Origin of the sequence: Rheinheimera pacifica (assembly GCF_024809855.1) — a bacterium.
Taxonomy (GTDB): domain Bacteria; phylum Pseudomonadota; class Gammaproteobacteria; order Enterobacterales; family Alteromonadaceae; genus Alishewanella; species Alishewanella pacifica_A.
Genome location: NZ_JANUEM010000026.1, coordinates 1 through 21,721, shown reverse-complemented (window position 1 = coordinate 21,721; position 21,721 = coordinate 1). Strand labels below are relative to the sequence as shown.

The 21,721-nt window shown below is 47.1% G+C and carries 18 protein-coding genes; 6 read left to right on the top strand and 12 right to left on the bottom strand.

The features are described 5' to 3' along the window. Positions 1-77: 77 nt before the first annotated feature. A complete protein-coding gene (locus M2404_RS19980) occupies positions 78-455 on the top strand; it encodes a hypothetical protein (protein ID WP_259241755.1) in 378 nt (125 codons plus the stop codon). A gap of 2 nt (positions 456-457) precedes the next feature. Beyond that, entirely contained in the window at positions 458-790 is a 333-nt protein-coding gene (locus tag M2404_RS19975) for a hypothetical protein (protein ID WP_259241754.1), read from the top strand. Positions 791-897: 107 nt separating this feature from the next. On the opposite strand, the gene M2404_RS19970 is transcribed toward M2404_RS19975, so the two are convergent. The 6 genes from M2404_RS19970 to M2404_RS19945 all read right to left on the bottom strand — a co-directional run bounded on the left by M2404_RS19970 (position 898) and on the right by M2404_RS19945 (position 5,072). Next, entirely contained in the window at positions 898-1,740 is an 843-nt protein-coding gene (locus M2404_RS19970; protein ID WP_259241753.1) for a hypothetical protein, read from the bottom strand. Positions 1,741-1,926: 186 nt separating this feature from the next. Then, positions 1,927-2,397: a BamJ family beta-barrel-assembly machinery protein gene (locus M2404_RS19965; protein WP_259241752.1), complete on the bottom strand. Its 471-nt coding sequence runs from the start codon at positions 2,395-2,397 to the stop codon at positions 1,927-1,929. A gap of 154 nt (positions 2,398-2,551) precedes the next feature. Next, positions 2,552-3,013 (bottom strand): hypothetical protein, encoded by a 462-nt coding sequence (locus M2404_RS19960; protein WP_259241750.1) that lies wholly within the window; start codon positions 3,011-3,013, stop codon positions 2,552-2,554. A 59-nt stretch (positions 3,014-3,072) separates the two neighbouring features. Then, positions 3,073-4,248 carry a hypothetical protein gene (locus tag M2404_RS19955; RefSeq protein ID WP_259241748.1) on the bottom strand — a complete coding sequence of 392 codons (1,176 nt, stop codon included), beginning with the start codon at positions 4,246-4,248 and terminating at the stop codon, positions 3,073-3,075. Positions 4,249-4,367: 119 nt separating this feature from the next. After that, complete coding sequence (locus tag M2404_RS19950) at positions 4,368-4,739, bottom strand: hypothetical protein (protein WP_259241747.1); 372 nt, start codon at positions 4,737-4,739, stop codon at positions 4,368-4,370. A 72-nt stretch (positions 4,740-4,811) separates the two neighbouring features. Then, complete coding sequence (locus M2404_RS19945) at positions 4,812-5,072, bottom strand: hypothetical protein (RefSeq protein ID WP_259241745.1); 261 nt, start codon at positions 5,070-5,072, stop codon at positions 4,812-4,814. A 203-nt stretch (positions 5,073-5,275) separates the two neighbouring features. Here M2404_RS19945 and M2404_RS19940 point away from each other — a divergent pair, with 203 nt between their 5' ends. Continuing rightward, complete coding sequence (locus M2404_RS19940; protein WP_259241744.1) at positions 5,276-5,539, top strand: DUF3297 family protein; 264 nt, start codon at positions 5,276-5,278, stop codon at positions 5,537-5,539. 6 nt (positions 5,540-5,545) lie between these two features. Here the strand turns inward: M2404_RS19940 and M2404_RS19935 are convergent, their stop codons facing one another. Together M2404_RS19935 and M2404_RS19930 are read right to left on the bottom strand one after the other, a co-directional pair. Beyond that, a complete protein-coding gene (locus tag M2404_RS19935; RefSeq protein ID WP_259241742.1) occupies positions 5,546-5,863 on the bottom strand; it encodes a hypothetical protein in 318 nt (105 codons plus the stop codon). Positions 5,864-5,924: 61 nt separating this feature from the next. Then, positions 5,925-7,277 carry a M14 family zinc carboxypeptidase gene (locus M2404_RS19930; RefSeq protein ID WP_259241740.1) on the bottom strand — a complete coding sequence of 451 codons (1,353 nt, stop codon included), beginning with the start codon at positions 7,275-7,277 and terminating at the stop codon, positions 5,925-5,927. A gap of 295 nt (positions 7,278-7,572) precedes the next feature. Between M2404_RS19930 and M2404_RS19925 the strand changes: the two genes are divergently transcribed. After that, the gene (locus tag M2404_RS19925) at positions 7,573-8,964 is read left to right on the top strand and encodes a Na+/H+ antiporter NhaC family protein (protein ID WP_259241739.1); all 1,392 of its coding nucleotides are present in this window, start codon (positions 7,573-7,575) and stop codon (positions 8,962-8,964) included. Continuing rightward, positions 8,961-9,668: a M15 family metallopeptidase gene (locus M2404_RS19920; protein WP_259241738.1), complete on the top strand. Its 708-nt coding sequence runs from the start codon at positions 8,961-8,963 to the stop codon at positions 9,666-9,668. The genes M2404_RS19925 and M2404_RS19920 overlap by 4 nt, the downstream gene beginning before the upstream one ends. Before the next feature lie 247 nt (positions 9,669-9,915). Here the strand turns inward: M2404_RS19920 and M2404_RS19915 are convergent, their stop codons facing one another. Further along, positions 9,916-10,242 (bottom strand): hypothetical protein, encoded by a 327-nt coding sequence (locus M2404_RS19915; protein ID WP_259241737.1) that lies wholly within the window; start codon positions 10,240-10,242, stop codon positions 9,916-9,918. A 12-nt stretch (positions 10,243-10,254) separates the two neighbouring features. Next, positions 10,255-11,763 (bottom strand): RHS repeat domain-containing protein, encoded by a 1,509-nt coding sequence (locus M2404_RS19910; protein WP_259241736.1) that lies wholly within the window; start codon positions 11,761-11,763, stop codon positions 10,255-10,257. Between the two features lie 218 nt (positions 11,764-11,981). Between M2404_RS19910 and M2404_RS19905 the strand changes: the two genes are divergently transcribed. Continuing rightward, the gene (locus tag M2404_RS19905; protein WP_259241735.1) at positions 11,982-12,902 is read left to right on the top strand and encodes an integrase core domain-containing protein; all 921 of its coding nucleotides are present in this window, start codon (positions 11,982-11,984) and stop codon (positions 12,900-12,902) included. A 402-nt stretch (positions 12,903-13,304) separates the two neighbouring features. On the opposite strand, the gene M2404_RS19900 is transcribed toward M2404_RS19905, so the two are convergent. Together M2404_RS19900 and M2404_RS19895 are read right to left on the bottom strand one after the other, a co-directional pair. Continuing rightward, the gene (locus M2404_RS19900; RefSeq protein WP_259241734.1) at positions 13,305-13,967 is read right to left on the bottom strand and encodes a hypothetical protein; all 663 of its coding nucleotides are present in this window, start codon (positions 13,965-13,967) and stop codon (positions 13,305-13,307) included. Further along, positions 13,957-21,711 (bottom strand): SpvB/TcaC N-terminal domain-containing protein, encoded by a 7,755-nt coding sequence (locus M2404_RS19895; RefSeq protein WP_259241733.1) that lies wholly within the window; start codon positions 21,709-21,711, stop codon positions 13,957-13,959. Before M2404_RS19895 ends, M2404_RS19900 begins: the two co-directional genes overlap by 11 nt. Between the last annotated feature and the right edge of the window lie 10 nt (positions 21,712-21,721).

Here is a 21,721-nt window from a genome sequence, read left to right as displayed (position 1 = left end):
TTTTGTGGCTTATTAGTTTGGCGACCGATCTGATCGCGTAAACCGCATTGAGTTCCTTCGTTTTGGTGATCTACTGTTTGGAACAGTTATTTAGAAGTAAAGACGTAACAATTGTTTATGATGCCGAACATGAGATTGAAATGGTACTGCCTGACAGGACTAAGGGCTTGTCATTTGCCAGTTCAGTAGAGCAATTGGCAAAAACTCCAATTATCTCAGGTCATGTCTGGTTGCTACCTAAAGGGACTATGTTACCGGAGGGGCTGATTTTTAATGTCAAAGACAAAGATCATCCTTTGCTGAACGTATCCCGTAAAATGTCCGTGTCAGAATTTACGGAGAAGCTACTGGTATTGTCAGGCAAGATGGTGGCAGCAAATATCAGTGTTGAAAAAGGCACCGGAAAACTTGTCCAAAACGCTGCATTGCAGGATCAAAAATCTAAAAGGTATTAACGATGTCCAGGATTAATGTGTATTTTCCAACTGAGCTGCTTGATGAAATCTACAGAATTGTCATGCAAGAAGGATATGAAGCGATTAAGCCTTTGTTTAATAATTACATTAAGGCTGAAACAGAGTATTTGAGTGTTGATCAGGATGCTGCGGTAAATCTACTCCGGCTGGCAAATATCGAAATGCAAAAAGCGTTGTTGAAATACCCTTACACGGATGATGAGGATGAAAATTACAACCCTGAACATGAAGCGCAGTTTGACGATGTGATGATGGGGCTCTACGAGAAGACCTATTATTACTTGCGAACTGAATTCCCGGATCTTGAAGTCTGAACCCGTTAACAGCATCTGCTGTTAACGTTGATAACGTCTGCTTCATTGATATGCACATATTAGGCTTGCCTCTAACTTGCATAATCTTTTTAGTTTTAATGCAGGAACTAGAACTTATTATTTAGAACAGCTTTGGCAATTGGTGAGTCTAAAAGAGTTTCTGGACGAATGTCACTGACTCGTTTAACAATTATTGCTTTTTGCTTCTCTGATATTTTGTCACGGCTTCCGGTAAGGGTTCTTGCTCCACTTTTCATCCTGTCTAACACATAATCCGGCAATTCATGGTCTTTGACAGATAAAGTTCCCTTGTCAGGCGAAATTCGCCCTGTTTTCCATCCTCTATTACTGGGCAGCTTTATTGGGCAGAGTTGTAGAAACTTTAAATACTTAACATAGATAAATGAGCAAGTATCGGTTGTTAGGACATCATGTTCTATACCCCGAACTAGGTACATGCTAAAGTCACTATCCGAGGAATTACTTGGCCTATCTAAGAGAATTAGAAGTTGGCGCTGCTCTCCTGCTGTAGGAAACTGCCCCAGTAGATACTTTCTAAGCCGGTCAATCGCTACAGGAACATGGCGCAACATGTTTTCGTCAAAATAGTTAAGTTCACCGCTATAATAAGCATGAGCAAGTACTCTAAAAGAAATAGAAGCCAGATACTTCGATAACCAAGCTTCATATAAAAATGCATCCTGAGTTTCGTCTTGATATTTAAAGAATATTTCATTCGCAAACTTTGTTTCCCAACAGCTAAACAAATCTTCGCAGTCACCGCATAAAAATGGGAGCTTCAATCCATCTTGCCTCGATTTGTTTGGGTTTTCAGTTGAACGCATATTCCCAGTTGGTGATGTGTTCTTGAGGTGACGAAAGATAAACTTTGGAATTATATGACTCAACTCCAGATCTTTTTCTTTTTCACATAGTCTGCATTTAGTCATAGGATTTCCTGCATATAACATCATCTGTATTGCAAACCAAACGAGAGCCAAAAGTCAGATTGGCCCAGTCCTCTAACCAAATAAATAACATAAAAGAATACTTAGCTTAATCAAACACCTGTATCATATCAGACGTAAATAAAGAGAAAATGCGCTTAAAAGTGAAGCAAATCTGCCCCCACATCCTTACAGGATCTCAAACAATTCCACATCAAAAATCAGTACAGAGCCCGCCGGAATTTTGCCGGTGCTGCGGTTGCCATAACCCAGACCTGATGGAATAAAAAAGCGAAATTTATCGCCAACTTTCATCAGTTGCAAACCTTCTGTCCAGCCGGGAATAACGCGGTTTAGCGGGAAAGAAATTGTTTCGCCACGCTCAACTGAAGAATCGAATACTGTGCCATCGATCAGTGTGCCGTGGTAGTGCACCCGCACTGTACTACTAGCCGCAGGATGACTCTCGCCGTTGCCGCTTTGTAACACTTCATATTGCAGGCCTGAAGCGGTAGTTTTTACGCTCTCTTTTTTACTGTTTTCAGCTAAAAATGCACTGCCTTTTTCATGGTTTAGCGCGGCGGCTTTCTGGTTGTTGGCGTTGTTGTAAAAGTAATAAGCGATGCAAGCAAGAACGATGATAATCAAAGCAATTTTCATTATGAAATCTGTAAGTTGAGTTAGGTAGCGGCTATCTTATGGCGCATAGTAGCTTTGGTCAAAGGTTAGCAGCCGACAAAGAGCTATCTGCCGCCATTTCTCTTTGTTTCTTGCAACCGCACTTGAGCAGCCTGCCTGCTTTGCCTACAGGCCACTAAGAGCTTTTCCTTCGTGTACTACGTTGGAACCAGGCTTGGCTGAAAGGCATACATGTTGTACCTGCACTTTCCGAATATTTGTCTCCTCTGTCAGTGATAATCTCGCACTCACAGGTACATGGCTCACCATAGGTGCCCCACTTGTGTAGTTCAGCTACATAGGCGACATTAAAGCCGGAATGAATAACTGCTGATTTAACCCAAGAGACTGGAATTGCACGCGATTCGAGCATCTTTAACAGTTTGTTTCTCCACATAAACACCAAAGGCTCAAATGCTTCTGAGGAAGGATTAATACCCGGCTGAATTAAGTCTATGGTTACTTTTACATCACCATTTTTATTGGCCAGATCATACAGCTTAGCCAGCTCCCAGTAACCATCGTAGTCATTGTTTCTGCTGACAAAAGAGCAAACAATTCCCTGTGCGATATTTTTCAGTTCTTTACGACGAGCCATGTTTTACGTCAACCTTCATATTTAGGCTCCGGGATTTTTACGAAGTATGCTACTTGGTTTCAGTTTTCCAAAACGACCGGCCGGATAATATCCATAGAGCCTTGATTAGCAATAATATGATTGCTGATAAATGCTATATAGTTTATGTAGTCTTTATTTATATAGTATAAATCAGCAACCGAATCGAATGTTTTCCAATGCAAATCATACTCCAGATCATTACTATCAAAGGCTTTTCTGCCATATTCAGCGGCCAATTCCAGGTCTCCTTTATCAGCCCTCCGCATCAGTAACACACTCACGGCTCTCTGCACAAGCGCAGTATCATGTGGATTCAATTGGGGATTGTTTTTCAGATAGTTTAGCAATATATCGATACCTTCTGAAAACTCCCCGGCATCATGCGATTTAAATGCGGCGCTAAGTGCTGTGCCTGTACGTTTTAACATGCTCCCCAAACCTAAACCACTTGTTTCAGCCAGTTTTAGCTTATGGTTTCTGTATATTTTTCTAAGTGCGGCAGCTGTCTCAGAAGCATTTTCAAGATTATAACTACCGGAGCTTAATGCCGCGTATCCCTCACTTATACAGTTTTCTTTTACATTACCCACCTTACAAAGCAGTTCTTGATACTTAGCTATAGCCATCAGCCGTGAGCTGCTATTACGTACAGAATATTTTGTCAAACAACGGTTTAAATAGCTTACTAACAGATAGGCTTTAGGGCTACGCTCAAGACTCGACACATGCTGGTCTATCAACTGCTCGCAAAGGTGATGAGTGCTGTCATAGATAATCTTTACCTCATTAAAGTATTCAGATGATATATGCATCAAATCATCTTGATCGCTCTTGTAACTTGAAAAGTGCTTCGGATCTTTAATTTTTATTTCCGCTTGATACTTTTCAAACGATGCATCTGAAACATAACCGAGATCTCCCATAAACTCTAACGCCGTCAACAAGGTAATACTCTCAATATGGCCCTTGTCTGCAAGCTCTTTCAGCAACGGGATTGCAAGCTTCCTCTTTCTTTGATAGAAGCTGAAAGAGTACAACAACGCCAATTCATATTTCTTATCATCATGCCATGAATACATTTCTGCCTTTAGGGCATTTGCCCTTTGATGAATGTACTGTTCATTGCTTTGTTTTTTTACGACCTCCCTGGGACCCGTACTTTGACAAGCTGTCACCATAAAACTGAAAAACAGTACAAAAGCCACTAATTTCATATCATATCCATTTCGTTACTTGAGAAAACCAGCAATTAGGCATTACGATAAAAACACTCGGGAACTTTAACATTTAACGGTACAATTCACGACTGTCGCACCCGTGATGTGCGGCATTGTTAAAAATGCTTGCCATTCATATTCCTGCACTGTTTTAAAAAATAAAGAAACTTAAGCCTATGACTGCATTTTTCACATACATAATCTGTTTCAATCTCTGGCTTATGGATCTTATCAGAATATGAAGCACTCATATGATTCTCAACAGAACCGTCTTTCATGCCAAAATAGTCAAGGCTGTAGGAGCCAAAATCTGAGTCACAAAAATCGCACAGCTGAATTTCCAGGCCGAATACTTTCACAAGATAGTATTCGTGCTCGTTATTCTTGAAGTGATCAATTTCAACTAACTCATGGCCACAGTCAAAGCATGGAGCACATTCTCTAAGAACCATACCGCCGGAGCATATTGGACATTTTTTATGCTTCATTGTGCACAACGCTTTGGACAGAGGGAAAGGCGAGCACCGCGATTGCCTTTTCGCAAATCTGACTTGTTAGTTTTACCGGCACTCTTTGACCGCATGTTCAAGCTCTTCATCATACATCTCGGTGTCATCAGTATACCCGATAGCAATTCTCCTATTAGCTTCAGGAATACAGATTATTAATCCGAATCTTTGCCGAACAAAAGTTGCCAAAGCATAATTACTAAGCTCTGAAACAGGGACATGCCAATTTTCCTTACAACGTAGAATTAAACCTGAGCTAAATGACTGCTCAACCCAAGGCCCTTCAATATCCGCAATTGATCGAGTTTCCATAACGCTAACTCAATGACTTAATACGCTTGTGTATAAATAGTTAAGTTCACCTTACCTTGCTTCTTAGCAGCTTACAATAACTTACAGGTACAGGTGGTGTTTAGCACCACAGTGCGTTTTTGTTGGTTTCTTTAAGGAGCTCTTGAGCACAATGCCTGCTTTGCCTACAATGGCGCATATTTTATTTACCATAGGCCAAAGCCATGAACGACACTACAACTCAAGACACTACTGCACGCCCGGCGTTACCGGATCGCCTTTCTGTTAACCCGCGCAGCAAGCATTATGTGGCAGAAATTTTTGAGCACGACATTGGTATTAAGTTAAACGGCAAAGAACGTTTTGATGTGGAAGAATATTGCCTTAGCGAAGGTTGGGTGAAAGTGGCAGCGGCCAAAGCTTTGGATCGCCGTGGCCAGCCACTGTTAATGACGCTAAAAGGTAAAGTAGAAGCGTTTTACCGTTAAACGCTGTTAGTTCTCAGGCTGGTTTTCAGTATCAGCCTGAGTATTGCCGGCAGCCACTGCCATACAGCTCCAGCCCCAACCACGCTGTTTTTCTGCAAACTCTGCGGCTTTTTTCTCGCAGTACCCTGCTTCAGCGCTGGCACGCCATAACACATTAGTTGCGCCGTCTTTGTTGTATTGCACTTCGCACGGCAATGCCGTTGCCTGTGGGTAAACCACCTCGATAACCCGCACCGCATCGCCCAGTTGGCAATTGGTGACCTGGTTGTCCTGTGCCAGTACTGGCACTGGCAGTAACAATATAATTAAAGCGAGTCTTTTCATTTTTTGTTTCCTGGCAGTTTAGCTAAACTGCCAGTATAGCAAAGTGGCAATAACAGCAAGGTTAACTACCAAACGGATACAATAACGCTGCGCGGTTAAGATCCAGCAACTGGCCGTTTAGCAGCGCCAGTTGCACGCCTTTTTCATTGCGCAGTAAAAATGTAGCCAGGCGGTGGCGCTGTGGTGTTGCAGTGCTTAACCCCTTAGGGTTGATTACCACCGGAAAATCAGAGCTATTAACCAGTAGTTTGGCATCGCCGCTAAAGTGGCTATAACCCTGGCGCAGCAGCGCGATGTAAGCGGCGTTATCCAATGTTAAGGCTTTGCTAAGCGCATAAGCTTTAGGCGCCTGATACTGCAGGCCGCTGGCATCATACTGATGGTAAGCGCCAAACACAGACAAATCACCGATATCACGCACCCGGCCCTGATCGCTGCCGGTATCCAGCTCTACTGCCAGATCTATGTTAGCCTTGTTACCATTAACACTAATGCCCAGGTTCCTGATTAGCACATCTTTAATACCGCCATCACGGTTAAACGGAATAGCCTGATAAGCACTCAGTGGCTGTTGCTGATAAGCGCCGCTGCCGATACTTTCAACACTCATTACCAGCAACTGGGCATTAAGCTTGCGCGCTACCTGCCGGTTGTCGTCACGCGGGTGGCCGCCGGATTCAATCAGTACAGTGCTGATCCCCATACCGGCAAAGGTGTCGCCAAAAGAGCGCCAGGAAAAGGTGTCGTTGTATTTAGCCAGATAACCCGGCAGTTCAGCTTGTAGTAAATCACGCATATCGCCAATGAGCTGCATGGCTTTTTTACGGGCCTCGTCTATATCTTTTTCTTCATTAAATGCCGGCGCCAGTAAAGAAATTGTCGCCTGCTTATTGGTGTCACCTACGGCATAAAAGCGATTTTGATCATGCAGATTAAGGCCAAAATCCGGTTTGAAATCTTTAGCTGCCTGCATAAGAATGCGGCCTTCCGGGCTTTGTAAGGCTTTGGCGTCGCGGTTAATATCAATGCCCATGCTGTTAAAACGGGAACCGGCAGCGGCACCATCGGGGTTTACCATCGGTATCAGCCGAATACTCACTTTACTTAACCAGTTGTCACGCCAGTTTTTTTGCGGCTCTGCCGCAATAAAATTCAGTAAATCCATCAACGCCGCTGTAGCGGTAGATTCATTGCCGTGCATTTGTGACCAGGCCAGAATTTTTACCGGCCCGTGGCCAATGTCTATTTGCCAGATTGGCGTACCCAGTGCCGACTGCCCTAACTGCGTAAATTGAAATAACGGGTTTTGCTGGTGCTGTAGCAGCAGCGGCGCGATATCGTCATAGTCCAGTTGCGGTTTATCCAGAGCGCTTTGTTTAATATCGTTATATTGCGTTGGGGATAAACTATTCATTGTCATTGCCTGTACCGCCATAGTTAAACTGAATATGCTGGCTACAAACCCGCCAGCTAAAAGTTTACGAAGAGCACCTTGCATGTTACACCTCTGCTTAACTGCTTGAGCCTGCTAGCATCTCGCACTTTTGTTAACAATTGCAAGTTAATCACAAACCAGCAAACCGGTGAATAGCGCCAACTATCGCAATGCCCGCTTTATCGCAAAAGCCACAGCAAAGCTTGCGACACTCTGACACAACCGGTATAAATTATTCAGCAACAAAGCACAATAATAATAACAGGAGGCCATTTTGGCTGATTGGTTAACCTTAGTTCCGGCGCTGGTCGCCATTGTCATTGTACTGTGGCGCAAAGAAGTCATACTGGCGCTACTTTTATCGTTATGCAGCGCTGAATTACTTATTTTTTTACAAGCTGGCCAGGCGACAGGGCCAGGCCTGTTACTGGATGGCAGCATTCAGACACTGGAGCGTATTGTTGCGGTAACCAAAGACAGCGATAACGCCCGTATTTTGATGTTCTCTCTGCTGGTAGGCGGCCTGCTGGCCTATATGCGAGACTCGGGCGGTGTGTCAGCTACGGTAAAAATGCTGGTTGAAAAAGGCGTGGCGAAAACCCCGCGTCAGGCAGGTTTACTCACCTTCTTTATCAGCTCGGTTACATTTATCGAGTCTAACCTCAGCTCACTAACCGCTGGTATCAGCTCACGCGGCTTATTCGACAAGTTTAAAATGAGCCGCGCCCGGCTGGCCTATATTATTGACAGTACCAGCGCCCCCATTTGCATTATTATCCTGCTTAACGGCTGGGGGGCTTATATTCTGGGCCTGCTTAGCAACTATTCACTGGGCGATAATGCGGTAAGTGTACTGATTGGCACTATACCACTGAACTTTTATGCGCTGTTTACGCTAACGGTGGTGCTGTATACCATTATTACCGGTAAGGTTTACGGCCCTATGCGTAAGTCGGAACAAGAGTTACATACGCTGGCAGCCCATACCGAAATTGATGTAAAACCCAGCCACCCGTCTTTTATGCTGGTGCCACTACTAACGCTGGTAGCCTCAATGCTGGGCTTTATGCTGATGACCGGCAACGGCAGGCTCGTATCAGGTTCCGGTTCGCAATCGGTACTGTATGCCACCACGCTGGCGTGTTTAGTGGCGTATTGCATGATGCTATTTAGCAAACGCTTTAAACATCAGCAACTGGTTGATATCGGTTTTAAAGGTATGGGCGAGTTATTACCACTGGTGACAATAGTATTACTGTCACTGGCGCTTGGCAGCAGTTTAAAACTGTTGGGCACCGGTACTTTTATTGCTTCTATTGTTAACGATAGCCTGCCACTGGTGTTGATCCCGGCGCTACTGTTCTTGGCCGGGGCATTAATTTCAGTTACCACAGGCACCAGTTGGGGCACTTTTGCTATTTTAATTCCTATCGGCATGCCGATGGTAGAACTACTGGGCCTGCCGCCATCATTGGTGTTAGCAGCAATACTCAGCGGCGGTGTGTTTGGCGATCATTGCTCGCCGATATCCGACAGCACAGCAGTAAGCTCAGTCGCCTCGGGTTGTGATTTGCTTGAACACGTTAAAACCCAGCTGCCTTATGCACTGTTTTGTGGCGTACTGGCGCTGCTGGCATTCTTACTGGCCGGAGTAATAATGATATGAAGACACTTCCCCTAACAGCAATACTGCTAACAGGCTGTACTGCGATTAACTCACCGACGGCAACCTCAACAGCAGCACCAACAGCAGAAGTGCCGGCCGATTTTGTCGATATTGCTGCTTTAGTGCCACAGGCTCAGGTACGTATGGCTTACCTTGGCACAGAGAATTTTGTTGGCAGTAAAGTAGACGGTTATCAGGCTAACAAATGCTATTTGCAACAGAATGCAGCTAAGGCACTGGTGCAGGTACAGCAAGCCGCCGCAGCCCAAGGTTATACCTTGTGGATATTTGATTGCTACCGGCCACAACGGGCGGTAAACCATTTTATGCGTTGGGCCGCCGATTTAAGCGACACCCGTACTAAAGCGCAGTACTACCCTAATCTGGGCAAAGATAAACTGGTGGGCGAATATATTGCCGAAAAATCCGGCCACAGCCGCGGCAGCACCATAGATTTAACCCTTGCGGCAAAAGATAACAGCGGCAACTGGCAGCCAATTGATATGGGCTCACCCTTTGATATGTTTGACCCTATATCCAATGTCGGCGCCCCCGGCATCAGCGCCGGGCAACAGGCTAACCGGCAGTTACTGGAAAACCTGATGCACAACGCCGGTTTTAAGGTATACAGCATGGAATGGTGGCACTTTACCCATCAGCCACCGGTTTATACCGAGCAGTATTTTGATTTTGTAGTGAAGTAACAGCCACAACTGCTTTCCCCTGCCTGAAAAACAGGGGATCGGATTATTAAAGAGCAAAAGCTGTAAAAAAAGCGGACTAAATCACCAGATTTTTAACTACCAACAACCAGAGATTGATTAAATTTCAAACAAACCCCGATTGTTTTTACCCGCCCCAACTGTGTGAACGATATGAACGGGACAATCCGGTGGTTTTTATCTAGCCTAACCATGAGAATGGTTAGAACTAGACAATGGGGCATAGCAACTACTCGACGAAGTTTATATTGAAACAATCATTAAGCCCTTCAATTACAGGCTTAATGTAATTAGATGACAGCAAGCTATCTCTACATATAGCAATAGAAAGTGCCTCTACCGTCTCGTCACTTTTATATTCAAGCATCACTGTTGCAAGATCTTCATCATCAATAACCAACTCCCATATTGAGCTTGATGAGGTGAAGCTCATGTATGCCCATTCTCCTTCGTTTTTCTCTCTGAGCTTTAAGGCATCCCATAAAAAATTTTCCAACTCTTCATGCCGTTCAAATTCTTTCCAGCCACCGGTTGGCTTCATATATTTAATAATCAAAATAATGCTCCATCATGGTGTAGTATAATTTGTAAAGTGAATAGATAGCCGCTGTCTATTCTCCAAATTGAAACCTGCAACCCCCGCAGGATGTACTAATCTCGCATGGTTAACGAAGTTACTTGTAGGGTCTGCCATGACGTCAAACCCTGCCTCACGAATCCCCCGAAGACTGGCTTGCCCAGTGATGTTAAATGAGAAGTTCGGGAACTTACTTCGGAATTGAGCAGCAGCAGTTTGCGCATCTGTGCTTACGAGTAAAGAGATACCTGGTGGAGATAAGTTTTTTTCTATTCCTTTCAATTTAAGGTTACTCGCATCACCACCAGCTATCCTAAATAGACTTAATCCGTCATCACTAGATTTTCCTTGCAAAGTATCCTGTAATGCTGCTGCGGAATCATTGGCAATATTGCTCATATTAGCATTGGCCATAGATGCCCGCTCATCTTCACTTAAAGGATACTCACCATTTCCCATCGGCGTCGGCAACAATCCAGTTATTAATGCACCCAACGGATTAACCATCCTAGCAAGCGCTCCTGCACTTGCTGCACCTGTTGCTGCTGAAGTGCTACCTGCCGCTACACGGCCCAATACTGCTGCACCACCAGCGCTAGCTTGGCCACTCGCATTGCTGCCATTACTTTGCGCCATCAAATCTGTAGTGCTGCCATTTGAGAATGAGGCAGAAACGCCCGTAATCTGCGCCCCATTCCCCAGCTTACTGGCCGCAAAGCTGGACACGTCACTCGCAAAATGGCCACTGCGGCTATTTACTGATGTACTTCCCAGTGTCTGTCCGGTGTCACTGTCTTTTACATCAACCTTAACGCAGCTTTTTATACGTGTTCCTGTTTCTGCCGCGCAGTACCCTGTAGGGTCTGTCCCTGCCAAGGGGTTATTCATAATGTATGAATAGGGGTTAAGTGATTGGCTATTACCCGGTGACTGTATTATCGGGTCTACCGACAAGAACCTGCCAAGATTATAATCATACGCCCGGCCGTTCATATGGATTAATTCTACCTCATCCAAATGCCGATGGTCGGTAAAACCATTACGGCTTAGGGTGAGGTTTTGTAGCCTTGGCGGGGTCAATGTGTTGCCATCTGTCGCTCTGGGTTTACCAAACGCATCAAACATCCGCCGGTCGGTTACCTGGCCGTTCTGGTCGGTGTAGGTTAAGGTGCTGCCTAAACGGTCTTTATGCGTGTAGCGTATCTGCTGGCCGTTCGTGCTGTCGTATTTAATAATGGCGATATCACTGAGGTAAATACGCCACGCTCCGCTGCTTTCTTCTTCATACAGCTTGTCTATCTCGTAAGTGGTTACACCGTTGCGAACTTCTTTTAATCGCTCCAGGTTAGCGCCATAGGTGAAGGCGAAGCTGTTGCCGCTTCGGCTTATCTGTGTGGGCTGTTTAAAGCTGTTGTAGCTGATGATTAATCCGTCACCCCTGGTAAGGTTGCCCTGGTTGTCGTAACTGAAGCTGACGGTGCTGTTATTCAGTTTTACCACTTGTCGTACGGCGTTGGCACCGGCATTGCCGCCTAAGCTTTTTTGCGCATTGCCGTAATGGTAGGTGTTGGCGTAGTCGCTTTTGCTTTGTAAGTTACCTACGGCGTCATAGCTGTAGCTTATCGGTACGGTGTAGCCCAGGTTGCTGTAGGTGCTGTGTGCTAACCTTTCCGTGGCACCTTTAATCCGCTACGCTGACGTCATTTTAAGGATTAGCATTGCCCTGGTTGATTCAACTCTGGTTTTTACACTTATTGCTCTGCAAAACCCTGCCAGCATTCCTGTTCAGCACTATCCTGCGTTTGGCCAGAAACCCAACCAGAACACCTTTTTATGCCAAACCCATTACCGCAACTTTACCCACCCAGCATTACTGCAAGAACCGGAAAAAGCCGCAGTGGATTATCGACAAGGTATTATATCTGGCCGCCATTTCCGGCTACGGGGCCGGTAAAGTGGCTGAACTCTTTAACCAGCGCTACGGCCATAACGGTGACAGCGTAGGTAAAACCTTTGTTTATTATCAGATAAAAAATCAGCAGTACCAGATACGCATTCTGCGCCGGAACATTAAAAACACACCACCCCGTACCCTGCCAGTAAACCAAACCTGGGGCATGGATTTAACCACGGTCACACTGAACAAGCAGCAGAAGCTGGTGCTGGGCATTGTCGATCACGGTTCAAGGCTGAACCTGAAACTACAGCAACTGAAGTCAAAACACTCCGCTGCTATTATGCTGGAAGTGGTGCAGACAATAAGGCAATTCGGCTTTCCCAAGTTTATCCGAACTGACAACGAGGGCTGCTTTAACTCATGGTGGCTAAATAGTTGCCTGAAATTATTGGGCATTAAACACCAAACTACGAACATTGCCAGCCCCTGGATGAACGGACGTATCGAACGATTTTTCGGCACCCTTAAAGAAAAGTTCAGACAACTGGATTTTAACCACTGCCATCTTCAGACCGAACTGGATATTTACCGCGTCTGGTATAACAGCATACGAACCCATTCCAACCTTGGTGGGTTAACCCCTGCCGAAGTCTGGCGTGGTAAGCAAGACACAAATGCAGAAAAAGCCCAATGGGTTAGTGCATGGCATGGCGTGTTATGTGGTTATTATTTTCCTGACTGATCACAAACTAGTTATTCGAGCAGGTTAAACAGCAGCATTCGCACAGAATGCCACCTTCCCCTGCCCGGAAAGCAGAGAATCGGATTATTAAAGAGCAAAAGCCGTAAAAAAGCTGGCTAAATCACCTGATTTTTAACTACCAACAACCAGAGATTGATTGAATTTCAAACAAACCCCGATTGTTTTTACCCGCTCCAACTGTGTGAACGATATGAACGGGACAACTGATTAAATATTCAGCAAAACCCGGTTGTTTCTACCCACTCCCAGCGTGTGAACGCTATGAACGGGACAACGATATGAACGGGACAAAGCTGATTAAACATTCAGCAACATCCGATTGCTTTTATCCACCACAATCATGCGAACGCTATGAACGGGACAGTCTATTACCTTGCAATCTCATTTCAGAAACACCTTAGACACATTACCACAATCTATAACTCTACTATCATAGAAAATATCTAATGCGGAATTTAATACATCTGGCCTCAAGATCATTCCTCCCTCTCTACAAAAAACATTGAAAACATCAACCAAGTCAGATGCATAATCAAAAAATTCCTCGTCCCTTAGAAATCTATGTTTATTCCTGTCTGTTACCTCTACTAAATGATTAAAACTCTCCGCAGAGAAAATAATAAAAGCTGATGTATTATCTCTCCAACTCTCCAAAACCGAGCCGATCTCTGTTCTAGGTAATTCGGCAATACCCATGAACTTTGTGCCAGAGAGAAAATCAGAAGACCACTCTGAAGATTTATCTTTATTTATACTTTTCAGTAGAGGCCAGTTCTTCCGCCCCCATAACCCAATATATTTCACAAGCTTACTATTTACTTGAAAAACCCTGTCAAAGAAGAAAATATAAAATACACCATTCAAGTCATCGATAAAATTAGCAATATCTTTCTTAAACAAATCTCCCCCGCCAAGATCCACTCCGCTCTCTGATATATGCATTAGAGACATGCTATCATTCAATTTATCTGCGGCCTTTTCATGAAGATTAAAAAAATCATTTTCTACTCTACAATCTGAAATATTTTTTATTTTAATAGTCATAATGCCTCTCTCTTTGGTCATTATAATGCGGACCTCTATTATGAATTGAATTTGGCCCATAGTAGTGACCACCTGCATCTCGCCGAATAAAGGTCTCACCAAACTGCATATTACCTTTATAGACTCTAAACCAATACACTTCGCCAGGTTGTATCTTTCCATTCCTGTCATAATTTGGTGTAACCCTAACGGGTTGAGCAGAAGTTGGGATTCCGTTATCACGTTTAGCTTGCCTGAAAGCAGCGTTTCTACCGCCCCCCAAGGGGGTCAAATCTAACGGTGGGGCTCCTCGGATACCTGACAAGTGTTGTTCAAGAAACTCTACTTCTCGTCTTGTCGCATTGCGGCCTGCTGGGCGAGCGACGCTAAAGTGGGGATCTAATTCCCTTATCTGTTCAAATACCCTGTTATACTTTGCATTAATGTAAGGTTGAAGCGGGTCTCTGGTAGCATTTCCTCTACGACCTCCCCTTGAGGCTGTTTGCCCTAAATCATTTGAATCACTCTCCATCGCTGCAATTTCGACGTCTACATCGGTTGAAATATTTTCATATTTTTCAGCTATTTCAGTAGTTTTCGAAGGGTTCCAGCTTTTCGATGGTGAACTCTGAATATCGGTCGGACTTTCCGTCGCAGGCGCAGCAAGACCGTTATTTGACGAACCACCATTACCACCTCCTTGGAATGTGCCGCTAAACGTTACATTACCACCAGCTCCGGTGATGTTGTCACCGATAATATCTGACTTTTTAATATCACGGTCTATCCGGCTGCCGGTTACCCTGGCATAGCCTGTCGGGTCTGTACCAGAAAGTGGGTTATTGATGATATAGCTGTACGGATTCAGGCTCTGGCTGTTTGCTGCATCCTGAATTAACGGGTCAACACTTAAGAACCTACCGAGGTTGTAATCATACGCCCGGCCGTTCATATGGATTAATTCTACCTCATCCAAATGCCGATGATCGGTAAAACCATTACGGCTTAGGGTGAGGTTTTGCAGCCTTGGCGGTGTAAGGGTATTGCCATCTGTCGCTCTGGGTTTACCAAACGCATCAAACATCCTACGGTCGGTTACCTGGCCGTTATGGTCGGTGTAGGTTAAGGTGCTGCCTAAACGGTCTTTATGCGTGTAGCGTATCTGATGCTGGTTGGTCGCATCGTATTTAATAATGGCGATATCACTGAGGTAAATACGCCACGCTCCGCTGCTTTCTTCTTCATACAGCTTGTCTATCTCGTAAGTGGTTACACCGTTGCGGACTTCTTTTAATCGCTCCAGGTTAGCGCCATAGGTGAAGGCAAAGCTGTTGCCGCTTCGGCTTATCTGTGTGGGCTGCTTAAAGCTGTTATAGCTGATACTTAAGCCGTCTCCTGCGGTTAAGTTGCCCTGGTTGTCGTAGCTGAAGTTGATTGTGCTGTTATTCAGTTTTACCACTTGCCGTACGGCGTTGGCACCGGCATTGCCGCCTAAGCTTTTTTGCGCATTGCCGTAACGGTAGGTGTTGGCGTAGTCGCTTTTGCTTTGTAAGTTACCTACGGCGTCATAGCTGTAGCTTATCGGTACGGTGTAGCCCTGGTTGCTGTAGGTGCTCTGTGTTAGCCGGTGTAACTCGTCGTAGTCGTAGCTTTCTGTCGCGCCGGTAACGTGGTTGTGCACCTGGCGGATATTGCCATACACGTCATACTGCTGGTATTCCACGTCATGTATCCGGCTGCCGCCGTGCCACGCTGTCAGGCTTTGCACCCAGCCCGTTTCGTTGTCGTACCGGTTATCCTGGGCGGTACCATTGCCCAGGCTGGCACTCAGGGTGTTACCAAAAGCGTCCTGGCTGGTTATTGTGCGGTACACATAACCACTGGCCAGGTTGCTTACCTGCTGCAGGTAACCGCTTGGTGTATAGCCGTATTGCACGGTCAGCCCGTTCGGGTAGCGCTGGCCTGTCGGTTGCCCGGTGCTGTTGTCGTAGAAGTAGCGTGTGGTAAAGCCTTTGCCATCCAGGGCCAGCATATTGCTTACCAGTTGGCCACTGCCATCATAGCCAAAGGTGCGTGTTATGCCGTTGGCACTTTCCTGATACGGCAGGCCTTTAAACGCGGTGTCGTAGCTAAAGGCGGCACTGTCTTTTACGGTGCTGCCGCTGTAGCTGGTGCGGGCGGTCTGCCGGCCCAGTACGTCATAGTCAAATCTTATGGCCAGGCCATTGGCGTCGGTTTCCTGCTCCAGTTCGCCAAAGCCGTTGTATTGGTAGTTGCTGCTACCCTGGTTTGGGTCGTTTACCTGTAGTTTTTGCCCCAGTGAGTTATAACCGGCGGTTAACTGCACGCCGTTGGCGTCCTGCAGTACTATTGGTAACCCCTGACCATTGTAGCGATAATACGTATGGCCGCCGTTAGCGTCTTCCGTGTGTAGCAGTTTATTCAGGCTGTTGTAGCTGCGGCGCATTTGCAGGCTGCTGTTGGCGGTAATGTCGGTATTAAGGCCATTGTAGTGGTATTCAATGCCCAGCCCACCCGGTAACAGCTTGCTGCCGGGCCGGCCCAAAATATCATAATCCGCAAACCGGGTTTCGCCACCGGCAATGCCGGCCTGATAAGGCCCGCTCTGGCGCACCACTAACCCCCGCTGATTATATTCGGTATCTTGGTTTATCCAGTCACCGGCAAAGCCTTTAATACTCTTGCGCAGCGCACGGCCCAACTGGTCATAATAGCTGCGCTGTTGTGGCATACCTGCCTGGGTAACAATCTGCATCCACACCGCACCGGCTGGCGCATTATTGTCATGCGTTGCGCTGTCATACCAAGAGTATTGTGCGGCCTGGCCGGTGCGCTGCATGCTGGCGGCGCGGCCAAAAGCGTCGTATGTCATCGTGGTGGTTACGCCGTTGGCGTCAATCTGGCTGGCCGGCTGGCCAGTAGCCGCATCGGTATGCAGATAGCTGATATGGTTTAATGCGTTGGTCAGTTTAAACGGGAAATACCCCTCTGCCGCTTCGGTGGTACCGTTTTTGCTGTAGCGAATGTGCTCTGTCCGGCTTTGCGAATGCCATACGCCACCAGCATTCATTATGTCAGCCGTGCGTGTTACCGACAGTGGCAGGCCGTAGTCGTTAAAGCTGGTTAGCACACTCTGGCTACGGCTGTCGTCACTGCTGCTCAGCGCCACCTGCTGTGGTGCACCAGACAGATGCCAGTTGCTATAGCTGGTTTTTACCCAACTGGTGCTGTCCAGTGCCGGATCATAGCCCAGTACTGTGCCCTGTTGCTGTACCGGCATACTGTGCCGGGTTTGGCTTTGTAAACGGTGTGGCCACCAGGGGTTGGCTTGTGGCTCATACGTTGCCTCCGTTTGTGAGGCATAAATACCGCTATCATCTGTTATCGTCTGGCTGCTTTGCAGCACATTACCAAACGCATCTATGCTGCTTGTGCGGCTGCGCTGATGGCTGTACTGCTGTTTGCTATGCAAGTCATACGTATAGTTGTCCGTTCCCGCCAGGTATAGGCTAACAACGGCACCGGCAGGGCAGCTAAGATCGGTTTCGTCTGTTTCAGGCCGGTACTGGCTGGTGCAACTGGTGCCCATAGCATTGGCATGAGCAGGGTTTTGTTGCCAGTTATATACCTGCACCGACAGTGCATTAGCTGCCTGCGTGGCCTGAGCTGCGTCATAGCCAAATGTCGGGTACGCAGAAGGGTAATCCGGGCTGGCAAAACTGAACTGACCACGCACCTGGCCGGTAAACGGAAATTTCTGCCTAAAATCAGTATGGCTGATAAGCCCGGTATGACTATCCTCTGTGACAATGGCACGAAACCCTCTGAAGCCCCGCCCCTGTGTATGGTACATCGCGCCACGATAAGCGTAACGGGTGTGGCTCATACCGCCTAAACCGTCACTGCTGCTAAATTGGGCTACAGCAAACATACTGGAAGCAAAATGAAAATGCTGACCATCTTCAACGTAGCTACGGTCCGGCAGATAGAACGCCAAAGACGTGTTCTGAGCAGAGATATCTGCGCTATCAAGGCTTAATGCGCTGTTTCGCAGCGTGGATTTGGCGCTGGAAAGTGGCAAATAATCCCACTGATGCACCACGTTAAAGCCATCCTGCACCGCTTTTAATACGTCAGGTTGGGCATAAGGTGCAGCGCCTGTGGCACTGCCGCGGTTACGGTTAATGTATAGCCCATACTGGTGGCCAAACGGTGCCATTGCTCCGCTGACAGAGTCGATACGTGTATAAGCTGAGCGGGGGCCATAGGCAAATACCAGGTCATTTAGTCCCTTACCAAAAGCATCTATTACCGTATTTTCAATCGCCGAACCATACAGCGGCGTATCCTCAATACTGGCGGTAATATTTCCCTGCGTGGTTACTGTAAAACTTACTGCTTTATACTGATACACACTATCATCTATGCCGGTCACATCAAGCGGATAGGTACTAAAAGACGCCGATGATTGCCTGACTGCGTTGTACATCTGCTCACCGCAAACGTCTTCCAGTTGGTGCAAGTAATTATTAATCGTGGCGCAGGCAGTGGTGACGCGCGCTCCGGGCATCAAAAGTTGTGCCCGGCCATCCTGGTTAATGTCCATCACCCTAAAGCTGTTCAGATACCGGGGGAACGACACCTGCACCCATTCGCCGTTATTCAGATAGGTACGATAAAACCGGCGTGGCACCTGAATATTAACATCCTGCAAGGGCCCAAATTGCCCTGCCCCCTGATTCAACCGGACATTGACCGAGAAATTCTCATCTGTCCAGCCGACCCAGTCTGGTAAACCATCGCCGTTAATATCCATAAAATAACTGAAATAACGGGGATTACCGGCGCCGGATGGCATAACAAACTCTTGAGTATCAAATTGGGCATGTTGACCGTTAGAACGATTAAGCCTCAGGTTACGCACCACATGCACCGGGGCTGTTTGCCCGGCATCCAGATAATCAACTGACGACTCCACCATGTCTGGTAAGCCGTTACCGTCAATATCGCCGATAAACTGCACCGAAGAGACAGCTTTCAGCCCGCCTTGCGGCACCTCGTAGGTATAAAGTAAAGCTTTGCGGCTTTCCTGGTACGGTGCATTAGGGTTGCCTGAATGCCAATAAAGCTCTAATACCGGCTGCGCATTGTTGTAACGGTAAATCACCATATCCGTCCAACCGTTACCGTTAAAATCGGCCAGGTGCTCTACCCGATCTTTATCTGTACTCATATTGTACTGTGTTCGCAGTACAATATCGGTTGCCACAGCCTGCTGGCCAAGTGAAGCGGTGGTATACAGTAGTACCAGACGGTTTATATTGCTGAGCCTCCAGCCATCACTTAGCCCGTCGTTATTAAAATCTGCCTCTAAACATTCTGTTCTGAGCGTCAGCGGATTGCGCTTGCAGCTTTGCAGTTCAAACTGATGCTGCCCATTCACTGTGCCTTCTGCCGAGACAAAATATCCCGGCCAGTCACGCACACCATCGCCGTTGATATCACCATGCGGCACCACACCCGCTATCTCACGTACCTCCTGATATACGCGATTCCCATCAAAGGTAAGCGGCTCAAGTTGGTAGGTGACGGGCGTATCTTGCCAGCTGAACTCGGTAGGCTCGTAGCAAACACTCTGCGCCTGTTGATAACCACATTGCTCAATAGCCTGCAGCAGGCTGCGGCTGGATGCACCACTGGCTTTATAGGTTAGCGAAAATTGCTGTGTCATATCGCCGCCAACATAGCTGCTAATCGTCTTTAACCGCTGGGTTTGCATAGATAACCCGGCTGCCAGATACGACTGGCTGATATCAGGCCGGTTTTCATAAGTAAAACGTACAGAGCGATCCCCCTGCACAGAAGCAGAATTTCCGGTGTAATAAATACTGTTTAATAACACCTCGCCGCTGCCCAGATCATCATAGTTATAATGAATAGCATTCTTACCGGTTGCATCCAGGATATAGTCCACTAACCAGCTAAACGCTTCGCTGCGGCCACTATGAATCACTTTAGCGGTACTCGCTGCAGAACCAAAATACGCGGTACGGCCATTCGGGTAATCAACTTTAAAGTAAACACTGTTCTGATTCAGGCTGCCACCAAGCTGGGTGACACGGCTGAATTGGTCAATTTCGGTGCGGTACTGGCTGTTAACGGCACCATAACTGCCACTGACTGCCATCAGACGCTGACCATTCAAGCATAATCGGTCTGTCGCTGTGTAGCTTACGTTAGCGGTAAAACCATCCTGAGCCACTGTTGCTGCACAGCGGGATATAGCCTCACCAGCGGCCAGACCAAAACCCACGCCCATAACGCCATTGCCCTGCTGTGAATGGTAGTTAATGCTTACCTCTGGCTGCATTGCTGCCCGTCCAGGGGGCAATGGCATAGCAAGCCGGTAACTGGCCTGGCCACCACTGACACCGGCCTCGGCCCGGATAGCACCGGTATCAGGCTTTAACGGTGTATAAGTATCATTAGAGACAGTACCCAGCACCGGCTGTTCAAAAGACTTTCTGACCCAATCCGGTACTGCTATCACGGTATGGGTTACCGGGCTGCTGTAAGGCGAACAGGCCCAGGCAAAATCATTACAGGCTTTAACGGCAAGTTCCCAGTTGCCCGCAGCAAGGTTTGAGATAGCTGCACTTTCTGTTGCCACATCTGCCGCTGCAGGTTGCCAATCTCCGCCTCCCTGGCGTTTAAATACCTGAAAATAAGTGGCCTTATTATCCGCCGCCAGCCAATTTAGCAGTAAGGCTCCGTCGCTTGAATCAGGTAATTGCAAACCGGTAGGGGCCAGAGGCTCACTGCGCACTGCCGCCGCGCTACTGGCTGGCGAATAACTGCTACACGCCCAATTGTATTCATTGCATAGCCGTATTCTGAACTGCCATTGTCCATCGGCAAGGTTTACCGGCGGTATCCCTGTGCCGCTATGGTTGCCACCTATTGCAGTCCAGCTACCGCTGTTAACCCGGCCTTGCAGCGATACATAATAAGCAGGCTTCGCCAATACACCCCAGTTAATAGCAAGTTTACCCAACCCGGTTGCATTGTGCGAAGGGGCACCGGGCGTAGCTGGTATGGCTGCCACTACGGTTGCAGAAGAGGTTCGGTAAGCACTACAACCGGAAAAACCCGCCTCGTCATTACAAGCCCGTACCCGGAATGTATAACTGCCATCCGCGCCTAGTGCAACAGCATGGCTTAGTAGCGGGCCATCATATAAAGGTGTCAGGCCTCCTCCTGCAGCTACTTGCTCAAGTTCATAACGATCTACCCTGCCACTTGCCTGCCCCCAGCTCATGTTAAACGCACCGGATGTACTGGTTGAAGGGACACCAGAAAACACCCCGGGCATGCCAGGCGCAATAGCAACCAAAGCGCTGGCAGACGCCGTTTCGCCGCTGCAACTGGTAAAGCTTTGCTCGGTATTACATGCCATTACCCGAAAGGCATAACGGCCATCTGCATTCACAGCAACATTTGTATTCAATACATTGCCACTAAATATGGTCTGCCAGCTCCCGCCATTAAACTGTTGCTGCAGCCTGTATTCATCTGCATGACCAGACGGTTCAGCCAGCCAGCTTATACTCAAACTGGCACTGCTGCTGTTTACCGGCACCGTTATACCTGCTGGTACCGCAGGTTTAGCAGCAGCCAGCGCAGTAGTTGAGGTGCGGTAGTTACTGCAAGCCTCACTGCCCGCCAGCGTATTACAGGCCCGCACCTGAAACCGG